At 64.7% G+C, this 16,087-nt stretch carries 12 protein-coding genes; 11 read left to right on the top strand and 1 reads right to left on the bottom strand.

Annotation, left to right across the window (positions count from 1 at the left end):
• The 8 genes from VEZ38_RS05915 to dapF form a co-directional block, all read left to right on the top strand.
• A partial coding sequence (locus tag VEZ38_RS05915; RefSeq protein WP_324892419.1) for a helix-turn-helix transcriptional regulator occupies positions 1 to 426 on the top strand: 426 nt, incomplete at its 5' end.
• Between the two features lie 99 nt (positions 427 to 525).
• A complete protein-coding gene (locus VEZ38_RS05910) occupies positions 526 to 2,649 on the top strand; it encodes a hypothetical protein (protein ID WP_324892418.1) in 2,124 nt (707 codons plus the stop codon).
• Positions 2,650 to 2,685: 36 nt separating this feature from the next.
• A complete protein-coding gene (locus tag VEZ38_RS05905; protein WP_324892417.1) occupies positions 2,686 to 5,379 on the top strand; it encodes a right-handed parallel beta-helix repeat-containing protein in 2,694 nt (897 codons plus the stop codon).
• 123 nt (positions 5,380 to 5,502) lie between these two features.
• Positions 5,503 to 6,789, top strand: a complete 1,287-nt coding sequence (locus VEZ38_RS05900; RefSeq protein ID WP_324892416.1) for a hypothetical protein — start codon at positions 5,503 to 5,505, stop codon at positions 6,787 to 6,789.
• 107 nt (positions 6,790 to 6,896) lie between these two features.
• Positions 6,897 to 8,021 carry a glycoside hydrolase family 88 protein gene (locus tag VEZ38_RS05895; RefSeq protein WP_414694671.1) on the top strand — a complete coding sequence of 375 codons (1,125 nt, stop codon included), beginning with the start codon at positions 6,897 to 6,899 and terminating at the stop codon, positions 8,019 to 8,021.
• A gap of 46 nt (positions 8,022 to 8,067) precedes the next feature.
• The gene (locus tag VEZ38_RS05890; RefSeq protein WP_324892414.1) at positions 8,068 to 8,616 is read left to right on the top strand and encodes an AAA family ATPase; all 549 of its coding nucleotides are present in this window, start codon (positions 8,068 to 8,070) and stop codon (positions 8,614 to 8,616) included.
• 290 nt (positions 8,617 to 8,906) lie between these two features.
• A complete protein-coding gene (locus VEZ38_RS05885) occupies positions 8,907 to 11,591 on the top strand; it encodes an alpha-mannosidase (RefSeq protein WP_324892413.1) in 2,685 nt (894 codons plus the stop codon).
• 106 nt (positions 11,592 to 11,697) lie between these two features.
• Complete coding sequence (gene dapF, locus VEZ38_RS05880; RefSeq protein WP_324892412.1) at positions 11,698 to 12,705, top strand: diaminopimelate epimerase; 1,008 nt, start codon at positions 11,698 to 11,700, stop codon at positions 12,703 to 12,705.
• Between the two features lie 129 nt (positions 12,706 to 12,834).
• Here dapF and VEZ38_RS05875 read toward each other — a convergent pair whose 3' ends face one another.
• Entirely contained in the window at positions 12,835 to 13,620 is a 786-nt protein-coding gene (locus tag VEZ38_RS05875) for an SDR family NAD(P)-dependent oxidoreductase (RefSeq protein WP_324892411.1), read from the bottom strand.
• 354 nt (positions 13,621 to 13,974) lie between these two features.
• Here VEZ38_RS05875 and VEZ38_RS05870 point away from each other — a divergent pair, with 354 nt between their 5' ends.
• The 3 genes from VEZ38_RS05870 to VEZ38_RS05860 form a co-directional block, all read left to right on the top strand.
• Positions 13,975 to 14,289: a UxaA family hydrolase gene (locus VEZ38_RS05870; RefSeq protein WP_324892410.1), complete on the top strand. Its 315-nt coding sequence runs from the start codon at positions 13,975 to 13,977 to the stop codon at positions 14,287 to 14,289.
• Positions 14,267 to 15,484 carry a UxaA family hydrolase gene (locus tag VEZ38_RS05865; protein WP_324892409.1) on the top strand — a complete coding sequence of 406 codons (1,218 nt, stop codon included), beginning with the start codon at positions 14,267 to 14,269 and terminating at the stop codon, positions 15,482 to 15,484. Before VEZ38_RS05870 ends, VEZ38_RS05865 begins: the two co-directional genes overlap by 23 nt.
• 227 nt (positions 15,485 to 15,711) lie before the next feature.
• A partial coding sequence (locus tag VEZ38_RS05860; RefSeq protein ID WP_324892408.1) for a hypothetical protein occupies positions 15,712 to 16,087 on the top strand: 376 nt, incomplete at its 3' end.

The raw sequence follows: 16,087 nt of genomic DNA, 5'->3' as shown, positions 1-16,087 counted from the left end.
CCTTGGTACGAGACCGCTTGCAAAGCGCTCGTGATGCAGCTGCTCGTGCAGCTGCTGCGGGTGCGGCCGGCCGCGCGCCGGTACGAGCGGTACCGCGAGGCGGTGCTCGAGCTGATGGCGGACATCCGCGGCCGATCCGGGGACGATTGGACGGTCGGAAGCATGGCGTCGCGCATTAACGTACACGAGGATTATTTCTCCAAAATGTTCACGGACATCGCCGGCGTCAACCCGAGCAAATTCGTGCAGCAGGCGCGGCACCGGGAAGCGAAGCGGCTGCTGCGGGATACGGATTGGAAAATGGATCGCATTGCGCGCCGCGTCGGCTACGCGGATTTGCATTACTTCAGCCGCATGTTCCGCAAGTTGGAAGGCATCCCCGTCAGGGAGTACCGGAAGCTGGCGCAGCGCTACCGCCCTGTGTGATCGGATTTGTCCAAATTGTTATCGCTTTCCGCCAACGACGAACGCAAGGGACGTTGATATATTTTTGCTAACAACGTTGAACCTCGGAGGCGAACCTGAATGTCCACGCAAGCTGCATTGGACTACGTCGCGGCGCTGCTCGCCGCGAATCCGCTGGAGGAGCCGATCGAACGGTTTTTGCGTCTGAGCGAGCACGCGCCGATCGCTCCCCTGCACGTCGGGCGGGACGCGTACTTGGATTTCGCCGAACGGATCGTGCGTCGGTTCGCCCCGTATCAGCACGAGTGCGGCTGCATTCTCGATCCGACGGACGGCGTGGAATACCAGTATTCCACCGCGTCCTACGCGAAGGCGGGCGCGGTCTTGCTCGCAAACGGCCGCTGCGTCGATCTGGCGGAGAGCGTTCTGCGCGCCATGGACTGGGCCTGCTTCGTCTTGGGCACCTTGCGCGACATTCCGTTCGCGAAGCCCGCAGGGGCGTCGGAGTTCCCGGCGTCCTTCGTCATGGCGAACCGTCCCGATCATAGCCGGGATTTCATGACGCATATGCTGATGCGCGCATACCGCATCCTCTCCGAACGGACGCCCGCCGGCCGGGCGAACGCATGGGCGGCGCATCTGGCGTCCGTCGCGCCCGAGGAGACGTACACGCAAAACGAAAGAAATTTCCCGATCGCCGCGGTGCGCAACTGGGCGACGTACGCGATGCACGGCGAGATGATGCGGTACGCCGACGGGCTGGCCGCCGACGATGCTTATATCGAAAAATATTTGCCTTATCAGCTGCCCCGGTTCACGGAGGAAGGCTTGTATCGGGATCCGAACCTGCCGGCCGCCTACGATCTCGCCGCCCGCCAGCAGCTGACGGGCTTGCTGGACGAAGGCTACGCCGGGCCGCACCGAGCAGCGCTGGAGACGCTGCTTCGGCGGGGCGCGGTTACGATGCTGTTCACGCAATCGACGACCGGCGCCAGCGGCCCGGGAGGCCGCAGCAATCAATTGATATGGAACGAGCTGACGTTCGCGTCGATCTGCGAACGGGAGGCGGCCCGCCGGCGGCGGGACGGCGACCTGCGCTGGGCGCCCGTCTTTAAGCGCGCCGCGCGGTTGGCCTTCCATTCCTTGCAGCCGTGGATCGCGGAGGAGCCGCCGAGGCTGGCCAAAAACCGGTTCCCGATCGAGGACCGCAGCGGCCTGGAGCATTACGCGTTCTATTGCAACTATATGCTGTACGCGGCGCAAATCGCGGCGAGCTGCTACGAGCACGCGGACGATACGATCCCGGAGGGAGCGGCGCCGTGCGACGTGGGGGGCTATGCGCTTCACCTTCCTTCGTTCCATCGGGTATACGCCACCGCGACGCCCGCCCAAGGCGGGTATCACCTCGTCTTTGACAATGCCGCGCAGATGGGGCAGGACGCTACGGGGCTGGTGCGGCTGCACCGCCGCGGCGTGCCGGAGGCGCTCGGGCTGTCCGCGGGCATTCCGGGTATGGAAGGGGATGTCTCGTGGCTGTTCTTCCCCCCGAAGCAAAACATCCCGTACGCGAAGCTGCCGTGCGCCGTCGGCGTCGCGTGGCGGGACGGCGAAGGGGTATGGCACTCGTTCGCGAATTACGGCCGGCGCAAGCACGACGATTTCTCCAAGCGGGACGAAACCGGTCGGCCGCTCGAGGAGGAGCGGCCGGCATGGCGGACGGAGCTGCTCGCGCCGGCCGACGACGGCGCGACGGGTCCGGATGCCCCCGCCCTCGTCTTCGCGCTCGCGTTTACGCCGGCGGTCGACCCCGCCGCCGCGGCGGAGCCGGAGCTCGCGAACGAGGAGCTCCGGAAGATGTACCGTTTGGTGAAAGCGAATACAAAAGAGCGTGCGGGCATCGGCGGCCTTACGCGCATCGAGCAGCGCGTCGTCGCGTCGCAAGGGGCGGTGGACGTCGAATGGACGCTCTTTCCCGCGGAAGGCGGCACGGTGACGCGCATCGCCGCGATCGCGCCGATGCTCGCGAGCGACGGCGAGCGGCTCGCCGAGCTGACGGCGGAGGGGCGAACCGCGGCCGCGGCGCTGCCCGGCGGGCAGCGGTATCGGGCGACGGCGCTGGACGCCGACGCGACGCTCGAGCTGCTGCCGGACGCGCTGCCGAACCGCAACGGGTATTACCGCAAGGCGGAATGGACGAGAGCGAACGCGACGTCGATCCGGCTTCGGCTCGAGCTGACGGATTAATTCGCAGCAAGTCTTTATCCTGGGGGGGAATCGCTCGTGACCATTTACCAAGGAAACGTATATTATGTCGCCGTCGACGGGGACGATCGGAACGACGGAAGAGAGGTCGGCGGGCCGCTGCGGACGATCCAAGAAGCGGCGCGGCGCATGAAGCCCGGCGATACGTGCTTCATTCGCGAAGGAACGTACCGGGAGACGGTCGCGCCCGCCCGCTCGGGCACGGAGGAGGCGCCGATCCGGTTCGCGGCGTACGGGAACGAGCGCGTCGTCGTCAGCGGCTGCGACCCGGTCGCCGAGTGGACGCATTGGCGCGGCGGCATCTACAAAGGGAAGATGGGTTGGAGCATGGCCGAAGGGAACGGCAACCTGGTGTTCTTCGACGGGGAGCTCGGCACGGAGGCCCAATGGCCGAACATGACGGACCGGCTCGACCGGTCGCAGTACGCCCGGGTCGACGCGGCCGAGAACGGTTACCCGTATAGCACCATTTTCGATGAAGATTTGCTTGCCTTCCCGGACGGCTACTGGACCGGCGCGATGGTGGCCTGCGTGAACGGCGTAGGGTATTTTATGTCGACGGCGAAGGTCGTCGACTTCCGGGCGGGTACGCTCTATTTCGACCAATGGGTCAGCTCGGCGGAGCATTACCATACCCGGCCGGGGGATCTGTATTTTCTGACGCGAACGGCGAAGGCGCTCGATGCGGCGCGGGAATGGCATTACGACGCGGAGGAGGGGGCGCTGTACGCGGTGCTTCCGGAAGGCGGCGCGCCCGAGGCGCACCTCGTCGAGGCGAAGCGCCGCGAGTACGCGTTCGACCTGAGCGGGCGAACGGACGTCCATCTCGTCGGCCTCCGCTTTCGCGGGGCGTCCGTCGCGCTTCGGGACGCGAGCCGCTGCGTCGTGGACGGCTGCTCGTTTACCGGGCTGGACCGGTATTTCGGGTACCGGCAGTCGATTTACGGGCGGACGAAGGGGCTGGAGCTCGGCGGCCGGGATAACGTCTTGCGCGGCTGCGAAATTTCGCATTTCGAGGGCATCGGCGTGAACGTGTCGGGCGAGCGCAACGCCGTCGTGAATTGTTACATCCATGACGGCAACTTCGAGGCGTCGTACGCGAGCCTTATATGGATGACCGGTTCCGGCCACACGGTCAGCCGCAGCACCGTGACGCGGGGCGGGCGGACCGCGGTTTCCGGCGTGTTCGCCCGCTCCGTCATCGAATATTGCGACATCTCCTTCGCGAACGCGCTTACGAAGGATTCCGGCATGATCTACCTGTTTAACCACGACTTCGACAATACGCAAATTCACCATAACTGGCTGCACGACAACTTGGCCGACCACCTGAGCTTCGGATTTTATATGGACGCTTGGACGAGCGGCGTCAGCTTCTTTCGCAACGTCGTCTGGAACATTCCCGACCGCGGCATGGTGCTGAATCGGCCGATCCATCGGACGCTGATTTACAATAATACGTTTTATCGCAGAGCCGTCGCGGATTCCTCGGTGTTTTGCCTGGACGACATGTACGGCACGCATCTGGCCAACAACTTGTTCGCGGACGGGGAAGTCCGGCGGTGGGGCGAGCACAGCGAAGCATCTCATAACCGCTTCGACGCGGCCTCCTGGTTCGTCGACGCGGAGGGCGGCGACTTCCGGCTTCGCCCCGGCGCGCCGGCGATCGGCGCCGGCCGGCCGCTGCGGGGCGTCACGGACGAGCAGGCCGGCGGCGCGCCGGACGTCGGCGCGTACGATTTCGGCGGCGAGGCGTGGGTGCCCGGGCATGATTTCGCGCGCCCTCCGGCGTCTCCCGGCGGCTTCGTCGCGCTCGATCACGCGAGCCGGCTCGCCAACGGCGGCTTCGAGCGCGGCGAGTGGGCGCCGTGGACGGTCGCGAAGGGGACGCCGGAGCTCGTGTTCGAGTGCGCATGGGACTACAGCCGCAACGGGTACGCTTCCGTCGTCCGCAGCAATAAGTACGCGGCGGCGCTCCGGGCGGGGGACGCGATCGAGCAGATCGTCGAAGGGCTCGAGCCGAATACAACGTATATTTTTTACGCCGGGATCAAGTCCGGCGGAGCGTATTTGCCGGCGACGTCCCATGCGGAGCGCGCCGGAGGCCCGTGGGATCGAGGCGCGGACGGCGAGTGGCCGATCTACCGCGACGTCCCTTACGTCGGACCGCTGCAGGCCGGGGAGTGGCTGCGGTTCGCCGCCGTCGACTTCGGCGCGCCCGGCACGTACGACTCGCTCTCGGTCGGGCTGAACAAAGCGTTCGGTCCCGTCGCGATCGAAGCGCGGCTCGATGCGCCGGACGGCCCGCGGATCGGGGCGGTATCGCTCGCTTGCGATTACGACGGGACGTGGCGCTACTTCGGCGCCAACCTCGCATCCGTCGGCGGCGTGCACGACGTCTACTTCGTCTTGTCGGGACCGGGTCGGTGCTTGGCGCAGAGCTTCGTGCTGCATCATTCGGCGAAGGCCGGGACGGCCCGCATGTCGGTGCGCGGCCATGGAGGCGCGGAGGCGAGCAAGCTTGTGAACCGGTGGAATTGGGAGAGCACGCTGTCGGAGCTGCGCTTTACGACCGGTCCCGAAGCGACGTCGGCGATCGTCTCGATCGAGAACGCCGGCGGGCTCGCCGTCGTCGGCTGGGTCGGGCAGAACATCTACGTGGACGATTGCGGCGTCTGGGCGCCGCCGGCGACGCGGGGGGAGCGGACATGAACGACGGGACGGCGCCGACTTTGTAATCCATCGTCGTTCGCAGCCGGCAGGCTTGCCGGATGCGAGGGGGAAGGCGACTGTCGCGGATCGTGATAATTACAATCGCTGCAAGGGGTGTTGCGCATGGCATGTTTCCGTCCCGCCGATACGGCGGAAGCGATTAAGCTGCTCTTATGGAAGGAGTTCGAGCTGTCCCGGCTTTGCGCGGGATGGATGCCCGCCGTCCCGCGGTTCGGATGCAAGGCGAAGCTTGCCCGGCTGCAGTATATTCACAGCCGGGACATGAAGCTGCTGCACGGGCGGGCGAACGAGCTTCCTGGCGGGCTGCCGGCCAAGGCTTGGGTGCCGGAAGCCGTTCGGGAGCTGTACGCGTCCGCTTCGCTGGCGCCGAGCGTCGCCGCCTTCTTCGCGGGCTACGGCCTGCTGCTCGAGGACCTGCTGCAAAGCTACGATAAGCTCGGCCGCGACGTCGACCCGATTCTCGACGCGCCGACGCTCGACGTCTTGGACATCGCCGGATTGAAGCGCAGGGAGCTCGCATGGGTGCGGGAGCAAACCCGGGAGTTTCTGGCGACGGAGGACGGCGCCGCCTCGTCGCTGCCGGATTGGGAGCGGTACGTGGCGCGGCTGTTGGAACTTGGGAAAGAGCTCGGCCGGGACGGCTCGGTGCCGCCGGCGCTCCGGTGGCCCGCTCCGTTCCCCGCGGAGCCGGTCGGGCCCGTGCCGGTGCAATCCGCGTTGGATCCGAGGTTCCCCCCATACGTCTTTACGGAAGGGAAGAAGCCGTACGAGGACCCCGACGCGTCCCCGCTGTACGACAGCGTGAAGCAAATGCACTATATCAATGCGACGGAGATGTCGGCGGCGGAAAACCTCGCTTATATGTATTATGCGGTGCAGCATTTCCCGCTGGAATTTTACTACGACCTCTCCCGTCACCTGTGGGACGAATCGAGGCATGCCGCCATGGGCGTGCGACGGCTGCGGCAGCTCGGCTACCCGACGGAGCGGTTCCGGTATTTCGTCGGCGGTCCCGGGAAGGACGTCGGGGCCGAATGGTACGCCGATATGTACGCCAGCTTGACGATGGTCGCGGAGCCCTGCTCCTTCTTAAAGAAGCGGAAATCGATTCCGGCGTTCGAAGCGTTCGGCGACGAGCTGTCCGCGGCGCATGTGGAATTCGATATGGCGGATGAACAGATGCACGTCAATTTCGGCAAGAAGTGGGGGCCGGAGCTGTTTAAGACATACAAGAACGATCTCGTCACCGCGCAGGAGCTCGCGGCGAAGGCGCGGCTGCGCCGGCTGCAGGCGAGGGGGCTGACCGCGGAGGAGGAACAGGCGGTCTTGAAGGATTTTCCGGCCTTCTGCGGCTTTACGACGAACGAGCTGAATTACGAGAAATACTGACGAAGCCGGAGGGATGTCGATTGGGGACGAGGGATACGACCGGAACGGCCGGAGCGTTCGGAGCCGACGAAGCGGATGGAACGGTCGGAACGGCGGGGCAGGCGGAGCTGACGGGGCAGGAGCGGGCGAAGTGGGCGGAAGCCGTCTGGGCGAAGATCGAAGCCAAGATTTCGCGAACGAGCCGCCGCATCGGCGCGACGTTCCCGTATGTCTCGATCCATGGCGGGAAATACAATGCGGCCGACGCGGATTGGTGGACGAACGGCTTCTGGCCCGGGATGCTATGGATGCTGTACCGGGAAACCGGAGAGGCGCGGTACCGGGACATCGCCGAGGCGTGCGAAGCGAAGCTGGACGAACCGCTCCACAGCTTCGACGTGCTGCACCATGACGTCGGCTTCATGTGGAGCTTATCCGCCGTCGCCGATTACAAGCTGACGGGCAGCGAACAGGCGAAGCGCCGGGCGCTGACCGCCGCCAGCCATCTCGCCGGGCGGTTCAACCCGAAGGGGGGCTTTCTCCGCGCATGGCTCGGCGAAGGGCGGGAGGGGTGGGCGATCGTCGATTGCTTAATGAATCTTCCGCTGCTTTACTGGGCGAGCCGCACGACGGGCGATCCGCGCTTCCGCCATATCGCGCAGCTGCATGCGGACACCGCGCTGAAGGAGTTCCTTCGTCCGGACGGCTCCGCGTATCACATCGTCTGCTTCGATCCGGAGACGGGGGAGCGCACGGGCGCGCTGGGCGGCCAAGGATACGCGCCGGATTCCGCTTGGTCGAGGGGGACGGCTTGGGCGCTGTACGGCATGGCTCTGAGCCATAAGTACACCGGCGACGTCCGGTACTTGGACGCGGCGAAGCGAACCGCGCATTACTTCGTCGCCCAGCTTCCCGAGGATTGCGTGCCGTACTACGACTTCCGCGCGCCGTTCGAGGACGGCATGGGGAAGGACAGCTCCGCCTCGGCGATCGCCGCGAGCGGGCTGCTCGAGATCGCCGCGCTCGCGCCTCCTTCGGAGGCGTCGTCGTACCGGCGCGCCGCGTGCCGCATCTTGGAGGCGCTGGACGCGTATTACGGAGCATGGGACGATCCGGAGGAGGAAGGGCTGCTTTACATGGGCACCGCGAATTTCCCGAAGCGCGCGTACGTGAACGTGCCGATCATCTACGGCGACTATTTCTTCATGGAAGCGGTCGCCAAACTCCGAGGCTCGTACGTATCTTTTTGGTAGGCTATGTTAAACTTTGTTGTTGATATTAAAAGAGTTAGGAGAATATATGAAACAAGGCAGAATGATTATCATTACTGGTTCGCCGGGGACTGGTAAAAGTACAACGGCATCCATTGTTGCTAAAGAGTCTAATTTATCAAAGTCGGTACATATGCATACTGACGATTTCTATCACTATATTCAAAAGGGGGCAATCCCTCCATTTTTACCGGAATCGCATGAACAAAATTTCATTGTGATCGAAGCCTTTTTGGAAGCTGCAAAACGTTTTGCACGCGGCGGGTTCGATGTGATTATCGATGGAATTGTCGGTCCTTGGTTCTTGGAGCCGTGGCTCAAGGCCGTACAAGATCATTATGAAGTACATTACATTATCTTAAGGGCAACTAAAGAAGAAACGATGAAGCGAGCGATCAATCGTTCCAAATTGGACGAAGACGCCAACATGGAGTTGGTAGAAACAATGTGGGAGCAATTTACCAATTTGGGTCGCTATGAATCCAATATTATCGACACAACAAATCAATCCATCGAACATAGCGTTTCGACCATAAAAGCTGTGATTGAAAAAAAATCTTCTTTACTTACGATTTGACGCCGCGGGGCTGCGCGTCGGCGACCGCTTACACGTACTCGATTTACCGCTCCCCGACCGTTCGCAGCACGCCCAGCAGCACCGGCCGAATGACGTAAAGATTAAAATAATCCCATCGAAAATGAGGCCCATCCCCGTAGGGCGAATGCTTCGCGTGCCGGCGAGGTCCGCGGCGACGCGCGCCTTCCCGGCGCGGCGCTGCGCTGCGCGCAGTCCGGTAGCCGCGGCGGCGGCGCGAGTGGTATGATACTGTCAAATCGATGTCAAACGCAGCTGGGGGCGGACGCTTAATGGGAAAGAAAACCGTGCACGTCATATCGCATACGCATTGGGATCGGGAATGGTACATGCCCTTCGAGAAATTCCGGATGCGGCTCGTCGAGCTCATCGACAAGACGATGGAGCTGCTGGAACGGCCGGAGCACGAATTCCGCAGCTTTCACCTAGACGGGCATGTGCTGCTCGTAGACGATTATTTGGAAATCCGGCAGGAGCAAGAGGCGCGGCTGCGCAGGCTCGTGAGCGCGGGGAAGCTGCGGATCGGGCCGTGGTACGTGCTGCAGGACGCCTTCCTGACGAGCGGGGAGGCGCAGGTGCGCAATCTGCAGCTGGGGATTCGGCGGGCCGAGGAGCTCGGAGGCTCGACCGACGTCGGCTACTTCCCGGACACGTTCGGCAACATCTCGCAGTCGGCGCAGCTGCTTCGCGGCTTCGAAATCGAGACGGCCGTCTTCGGCCGCGGCATTAACGGCGTCGCAGCGGACAATCGGGTGCAGCACGGCGACGCGGCGGGTTATCCGTCGGAGCTGTGGTGGGCGTCGCCGGACGGCTCGCGGGTGCTGTCCGTCTTCCTCGCGAACTGGTATCACAACGGCATGGAGCTGCCGACCGATCCGGAGGCGGCCGCCGAGCGGGCGCGCAACACGATCGCGAACGTGGAGAAATACGCGACGACGTCGCAGCTGCTGCTGATGAACGGCTGCGATCACCAGCCGGTGCAGGCGGACGTCGGCCAGGCGATCCGAACGCTGAACGAGGCCGCGCCGGCGTACCGGTTCGTGCACAGCGGCTTCCCCGAATATTTCGCCGCGCTGCGGGAAGACGCGCAGCCGTGGCCGACGGTGACGGGCGAGCTGATCGGCGAGCACACGGACGGATGGGGCACGCTCGTCAACACGGCGTCGTCGCGCTTGTACCTGAAGCAATGGAACGCGAAGACGCAGCGGGAGCTGGAGCGGTGGACGGAGCCGTTCGCGGCGATCGCCTGGCGGCTCGGCGAGGCGCATCCGGACGCGTTCGTGCGTCATGCTTGGAAGCTGCTGCTTCAAAACCACCCGCACGACAGCATCTGCGGCTGCAGCGTGGACGAGGTGCACGACGAGATGGTGCCGCGCTTCATGAAAGCGTTGCAGATCGCCGAGTCGCTGACCGAGCGGTCGCTCGCGTCGATCGCGGCGAAGATCGACACGTCGTCGCGGACTGCGGAGGCGCGCGGCGTCGGCGGGGCGCCGGGGGAGACGTTCCCGATCGTCGTCTTTAACCCGCTGGCGTGGGAACGCGACGACTGGGTCGAAGCGCACGTCGACGTCGAGACGGACGCCGAGCTGCCTTTGGACGCTTACGCATTGTACGGTCCGGGGGGCGCCGCCGTCCCGTTCGATTGGGCGGATCTGGGGCTCGCGCACGGCTTCACGCTGCCGGACGACCGGTTCCGCGTGGCGTGGAAGCGCCGACGGTACAAGCTGCGGTTCTACGCATCGGGCGTGCCGGCGCTCGGACACGCGACGTTCGCGCTGGCGCCGGCGGGCGACGGCGCGGCCGCTCCGCGGTACGAGGCGGCGTGCGTCGTTTCGGGCGACGGTACGGCCTATTTGGAAAACCAATACCTCCGCCTCGACGTCGACCCGTTCGGTACGGCGTTCTTGCTCGATAAGGCGACGGGGCGGACGTACGCGGACCTGCTCCGGCTCGAGGATACGGGCGATATCGGCAACGAATACGTCTATGTCAAGGCGCGGGATTCGCAGCCGATCGTCACCGGGGACCGCCCGGCGTCGCTCGAGGTCGTCGCCTCGCCGGCGGGCGCGCCCGCGCTGCGCATCCGGCACGCAATGGAGGTGCCGGTCGGTCTCATCCCAGAAGGGAAATACCGCTCGAAGACGATGCATACGCAGATCGTGGACGTCTATGTCTCGCTCCCGACCGGCTCCCGCCGCGTCGACGTCGAAGTGAGACTCGACAATCGAACGAAGGACCACCGGCTGCGCGCGCTGCTTCCGACGGACCTCGATACGCCGCATGTATACGCGGATGCGCCGTTCGACGTCGTCAGACGCGACATCGCGCCTACCGAGCGGTGGACCAATCCGTCCCGCTGCGAACGGATGCAGTCGTTCTTCGACGTATCCGACGGCGAGCGCGGCGTAACGATCGTCGCCGACGGCTTGCCGGAGTACGAGGTGCTGCGCGACGGCCGCAACACGATGGCGCTGACGCTGCTGCGCTGCGTCGGCGAGATGGGCGATTGGAACTACTTCCCGACGCCGGGCGCCCAATGCCTCGGCCCGTTCGCCGCCCGGTTCGCCATCGTGCCGCATGCGGGCGGATATGCGAACGCCTTGCGCGAGGCGTATGCCTTCCTGACGCCGATGCGCGCGGTCGCGGCCGGCGTGCACGGCGGCGCGCTCGCGCCGGAGACGTCTTGGCTGCGCGTGGAGCCGGCGTCGACGGCGGTACACTTGTCTTCGCTGCGCAAGGCCGATACGTTCGACGGCGTGACCGCCCGATTCGTCAACCTCGGCGGCGGCGAGCAGCCGCTGCTCGCAAGCGGCGCGATCTTCGCGGACGGCGCCCGCGCGGCCGAGACGCTGCTGAACGAGCGCTTCCAAGGCCCTGCCCCGATGCGCGAAGACGGCGCGCCCGGCGTCGCGGCGACGCTCCCGGGCAAGAAAATGTACACCGTCGCCGTTTACTAGGAGGGCTCCGCTCCGTCGAACTTCGAGAAAGCGGTCATTGCGGACGGCGCTCGGAAAGCATAGAATAGCCCTATAACGAGTGACGGACGACAAGGAGACAGGGCTCATGAACATCAAGCTGCTGAAGTGCCACGGGTCGGGCAACGACTTCGTGTTAATCGACGAAATTTCGAACGACTATCGCATCGACGAGGAGCTGCGCGTCAAGCTGGTGACGGAATTAAGCGACCGGGGGAAAATGTTCGGCTCCGACGGCCTGCTTTACGTGCAGCGCAGCGACCGCCCCGGCGCGGACGGGCGGATGCGCTTCTTTAACACGGACGGGTCGGAGGCGGAGATGTGCGGCAACGGCGTCCGCTGCGTCGGACGGTACGTGGCGGAGCTGACGAAGAAGGACGAGGTCGTCATCGAGACCATGCGCCGGAACATCCCGATCGGGCGGGTCGACGATCTATTCCCGGACGTGCCGACGTTCGACGTCACGATCGGCGAGCCGAATCTCGACCCGGCGTCGCTGCCGATGATCGCGGACGGGAGCCGCCATGTGGATGCGCCGATTCCGGAACTGCATCCGACGCTGCGGTTCACGGCGCTCAGCATTCCGAACCCGCACATCGTCGCGGTCGTGGACGCGTTCGAGCCGGAGCTGGTCGAGCTCGCCGAGCGGGCGAATACGGAGAAGACCGCGTTTCCCCGCGGCGTGAACGTCAGCTTCATGAAAATTCTCGGCCCCGACGCGATTTTCGTGCTCACGTACGAGCGCGGCGTCGGCATTACGAACTCCTGCGGCACGGCGATGTCCGCATCGTCGTTCGTCGCCTGCCTGCTTGGCCATACGGCGCCCGGCGTTCCGATCCGGGTGTATAACAAAGGCGGCATGGTGCGCTGTCTCGTCGACGGGGACGCGGCGGCCGTCGCGCGCGCGGACGCGCCCGTGCATTTGATCGGCAACGCGACGTACGTGTTCGAGGCAATGCTCGACGTGCCGTCGGCGGATCCGGCGACGTGGTCGAGCGGGGAGCGGACGTACTTCGACGAAGAGAACCGTCAATACGACCGACTCGTGGAATCGGTCGGCCGGGAGATCGACGTCGCGTCGTTCTATCGGTTGTAACAGCATTCCGCCATCCGGCGGAATCGCGCCTTCGCGAAGCCCGGCGCATCGGGAATTTCTTGTAATCGAGGACGAGCTCCTGCCGCAGTGTCTGCGACAGGAGCTCGTTCTTTTCGAAGGGGAACCGGCCTACAACGCAGCGCCCTTCCCGCCGTCGATGTTGACGGCCGTGCCGGTGACGTACGAGGCGGCGGGCGACGACAGGAAGGCAATCACGTTCGCCGCCTCCTCCGCCTCGCCGATCCGGCCCAGCGGCACCTCGTGCTTCGGATCCGCGGAAAACTGCTCCCACGTCGACTCCGGCGCGCTTCGGCGCCACGCTTTCTCGATCTGATCGCTGCGGATGAGCCCGATACAAACCGCGTTCACCCGGATGCCGTCCGGACCGAGGTCGCGGCTCATCGCCTTCGTGAGCGCAAGGCCCGCCGCGCGGCTGACGCTGGTCGGCAGCGAGGAGGCGCCGGGCGTCTTGCCGCCGATCGCGGTCACGTTGACGATCGAGCCGCCGCCGGCCGCGCGCAGATGCGGAATCGCCGCTTGGGAGCAGTGGATGGCGCCGAACAGCTTCAGGTCGAGATCCTGCTGCCACGCTTCCGGCGACACTTGCTCGATGCGGTTCGCCGCCGCCGTGCCGGCGTTATTGACGAGCGCGTCGAGCCGGCCGAAGCGGGCGACCGTCTCCGCGACGGCGCGCTCGCAATCCGCCTGCTTCGTCACGTCGGCGACGACGTACAGCGCCTCCGCGCCGTCCGCCTCCGCCGCGATGCGCGCGGCAGCCGCCTTCAAGTGCGCCTCGTCTCTCGCGCATATCGCCACCGAAGCGCCTTCCTTCGCGAGACGAATCGCCGTCGCGAGCCCGATGCCCTTGCTCCCTCCCGTCACGAGCGCGGCCTTCCCCTTCAACCCTAAGTCCATCCCGTTTCGTCCCCCTTAGCAAATTTTCATTATTATATCAGAAAACGGAACAGCGCCGTCGTCTTTGCCGCTCTTTCGGCAATACGTTCGGCGCTGCTCCGCTTTCTTATTCGCTTGGACTTGCGTGGTCGGCTTGCGCCGCCATTGCCCGCGGTGCGAATCCAGACGGATTTGCGCGAGGGCGGGGGTCGGTTTCCTCTTCATAGGAAAGTCCTCCTCGAGGTTGGTTTCGTCTATTATTGTACGCTCCCGGCGGGGGGACGGCAAGCGTGCCGCGCGCCAATCTTCGGTAGCGCTTACAACGTTTTCTGCGGTATCATGGGGGTGTGGTTCGCGACGAACGGAGGGAGCGGGATGGGCGGATACAAGGCGGTATGGCTGCACGCGGCGGACAACGTCGCGACGGCGCTCGAGCCGATCGCGGCCGGAGCGGTCGTGACGGTGGCGGCGGACGGCGCGGAGGCGACGGTGACGCTGGAGGAAGGCATCGAGTTCGGGCATAAGTTCGCGGTGCGCCCGATCGGGCAAGGCGCGGATATCGTAAAATACGGCTCGGTCATCGGGGCGGCAAGGCGGGACATTCGCCCGGGCGAGCACGTGCACGTGCATAACCTGGAAGGCAAACGCGGAAGGGGCGATCGCATTGTTGTCCAAGAGAGCGGAAGCTGAGACGTTCGCCGAGGCTGCGGCGAAGGCGGCGAAGGGACGGAACGTTTGGGCGTATCGGCGCGCCGACGGGCAGATCGGCATTCGGAATCATGTGTTGATTTTGCCGACGATCACGTGCGCGACGCAGGCGGCGAAGCAGGCGGCGGAGCTGGTGCAAGGGGCGGTCTCGTTCATACATCAGCATGGGTGCGCCCAAGTGGGCGCCGACTACGAGCAGACCTTCCGAACGTATTACGGCATGGGCGCGAACCCGAACGTGTACGGCGTCGTCGTCATGGGGCTCGGCTGCGAGACGCACCAAGCGCGGAGCGTGTACTCGGAGCTGAAGAAGACCGGCAAGCGGGTGGAGCTCGTGTCGATCCAAGACCACGGCGGCACGCTGCAGGCGATGGCGGAGGCGGCGAAGCATGCGGCGCGCATGGTTCAGGAGGCGTCGGCGCAGATGCGGGTCGAATGCGACCTCGCCGAATTGATCGTCGGCACGGAGTGCGGCGGATCGGACGCCTGCTCGGGGCTGTCCGCGAATCCGGTCGTCGGCCGGTTCAGCGACCTCCTGATCGACGAGGGCGGCACGTCGATTCTCGCGGAGACGACGGAGCTGATCGGCGCGGAGCATCTGCTCGCGGAGCGCGCGGTCGACGGCCATACGAGGAAGCGCGTGTACGAGGTCATCGAGGCGATGGAGCGGCGGGCGTTCCTCATGGGCATCGACATCCGGACGGGCAACCCGAGTCCGGGCAACATCAAGGGAGGCCTCAGCTCGCTCGAGGAAAAGTCGCTCGGCGCCTCGGCGAAGTCCGGCACGCGGCCGCTGCAGCAGCTGATCGACTACGCGGAGAAGCCGTCGAAGCGCGGGCTCGTCTGGATGGATACGCCGGGCCACGACATCGAGCAGATGACGGGCATGGTCGCCGGCGGCGCGCAGCTCGTCTTGTTCACGACGGGCCGGGGCACGCCGACGGGCTCGCCGATCGCCCCTTGCATCAAAATATCGACGAACACGCCGATTTACGAGAAGATGTCGGACAACATCGACTTCAACGCGGGCACGGTCATCGACGGCACCGAGTCGATCGCCGCGGCGGCGGACCGCCTGATGGACGAGGTCGTATCGGTGTGCAACGGGAAATGGACGAAGTCGGAAATTTTAAAGCAGCACGACTTCGGCATCTGGCGCATCGGTCCGACGTTTTGAGACGGATTCATTCTTCGACGGCAGGCTGGGACGGGATAATTCGTCCTGGCCTGTCTTTTTTATACTGGTGCGGCTCGCCGCTTGGCCCGGACTTATCCGTTCATGACATTCGTGTCCTTATCATGTTCTCTTTCCGAAACGGGATGTTCAAAGGCAAATCGCGATGGTAAGTTGAAGGAGAAACGGGATATCCCGTTCCAAAATAACTAATTGTTAGGAGGCTAGTAATGAGGAAACGAATTTCGTTGTCGCTGGCGGTTGTCATGGCGTTCGGTACGCTGGCCGGAGGCGTCGGCTTCTGGGGCCCGCAGCTCGCTCAAGCTTCGTCGACAAAGATCAGTTTGGATGCATCCATGGTCGTGAACGAGTCGGGCAAGGGGAATGCCGGCATGCTGGTGGACGAACAAGGCGTCGCCGGCGACCCCGAAGCCGGTACCGGAGGGAGCCCGACCACGACGTGGTTCCCGGGCTGGGGAAGCACCGACCATCCTGCAAGCGCATACATCGATTTGGGCCAGGAATACCAGCTCACCGAGATTTATCTGTACGATGCGAACGGAATCGCCGACTTCGTCGTCGAAGCGGGCAGTCCGGGAAACTGGA

The sequence above is a fragment of the Paenibacillus sp. genome (assembly GCF_035645235.1).
Taxonomy (GTDB): Bacteria; Bacillota; Bacilli; order Paenibacillales; family YIM-B00363; genus Paenibacillus_AE.
The sequence above is the reverse complement of the archived record's forward strand: the minus strand, read 5'-3'. Positions and strand labels throughout refer to the sequence as shown.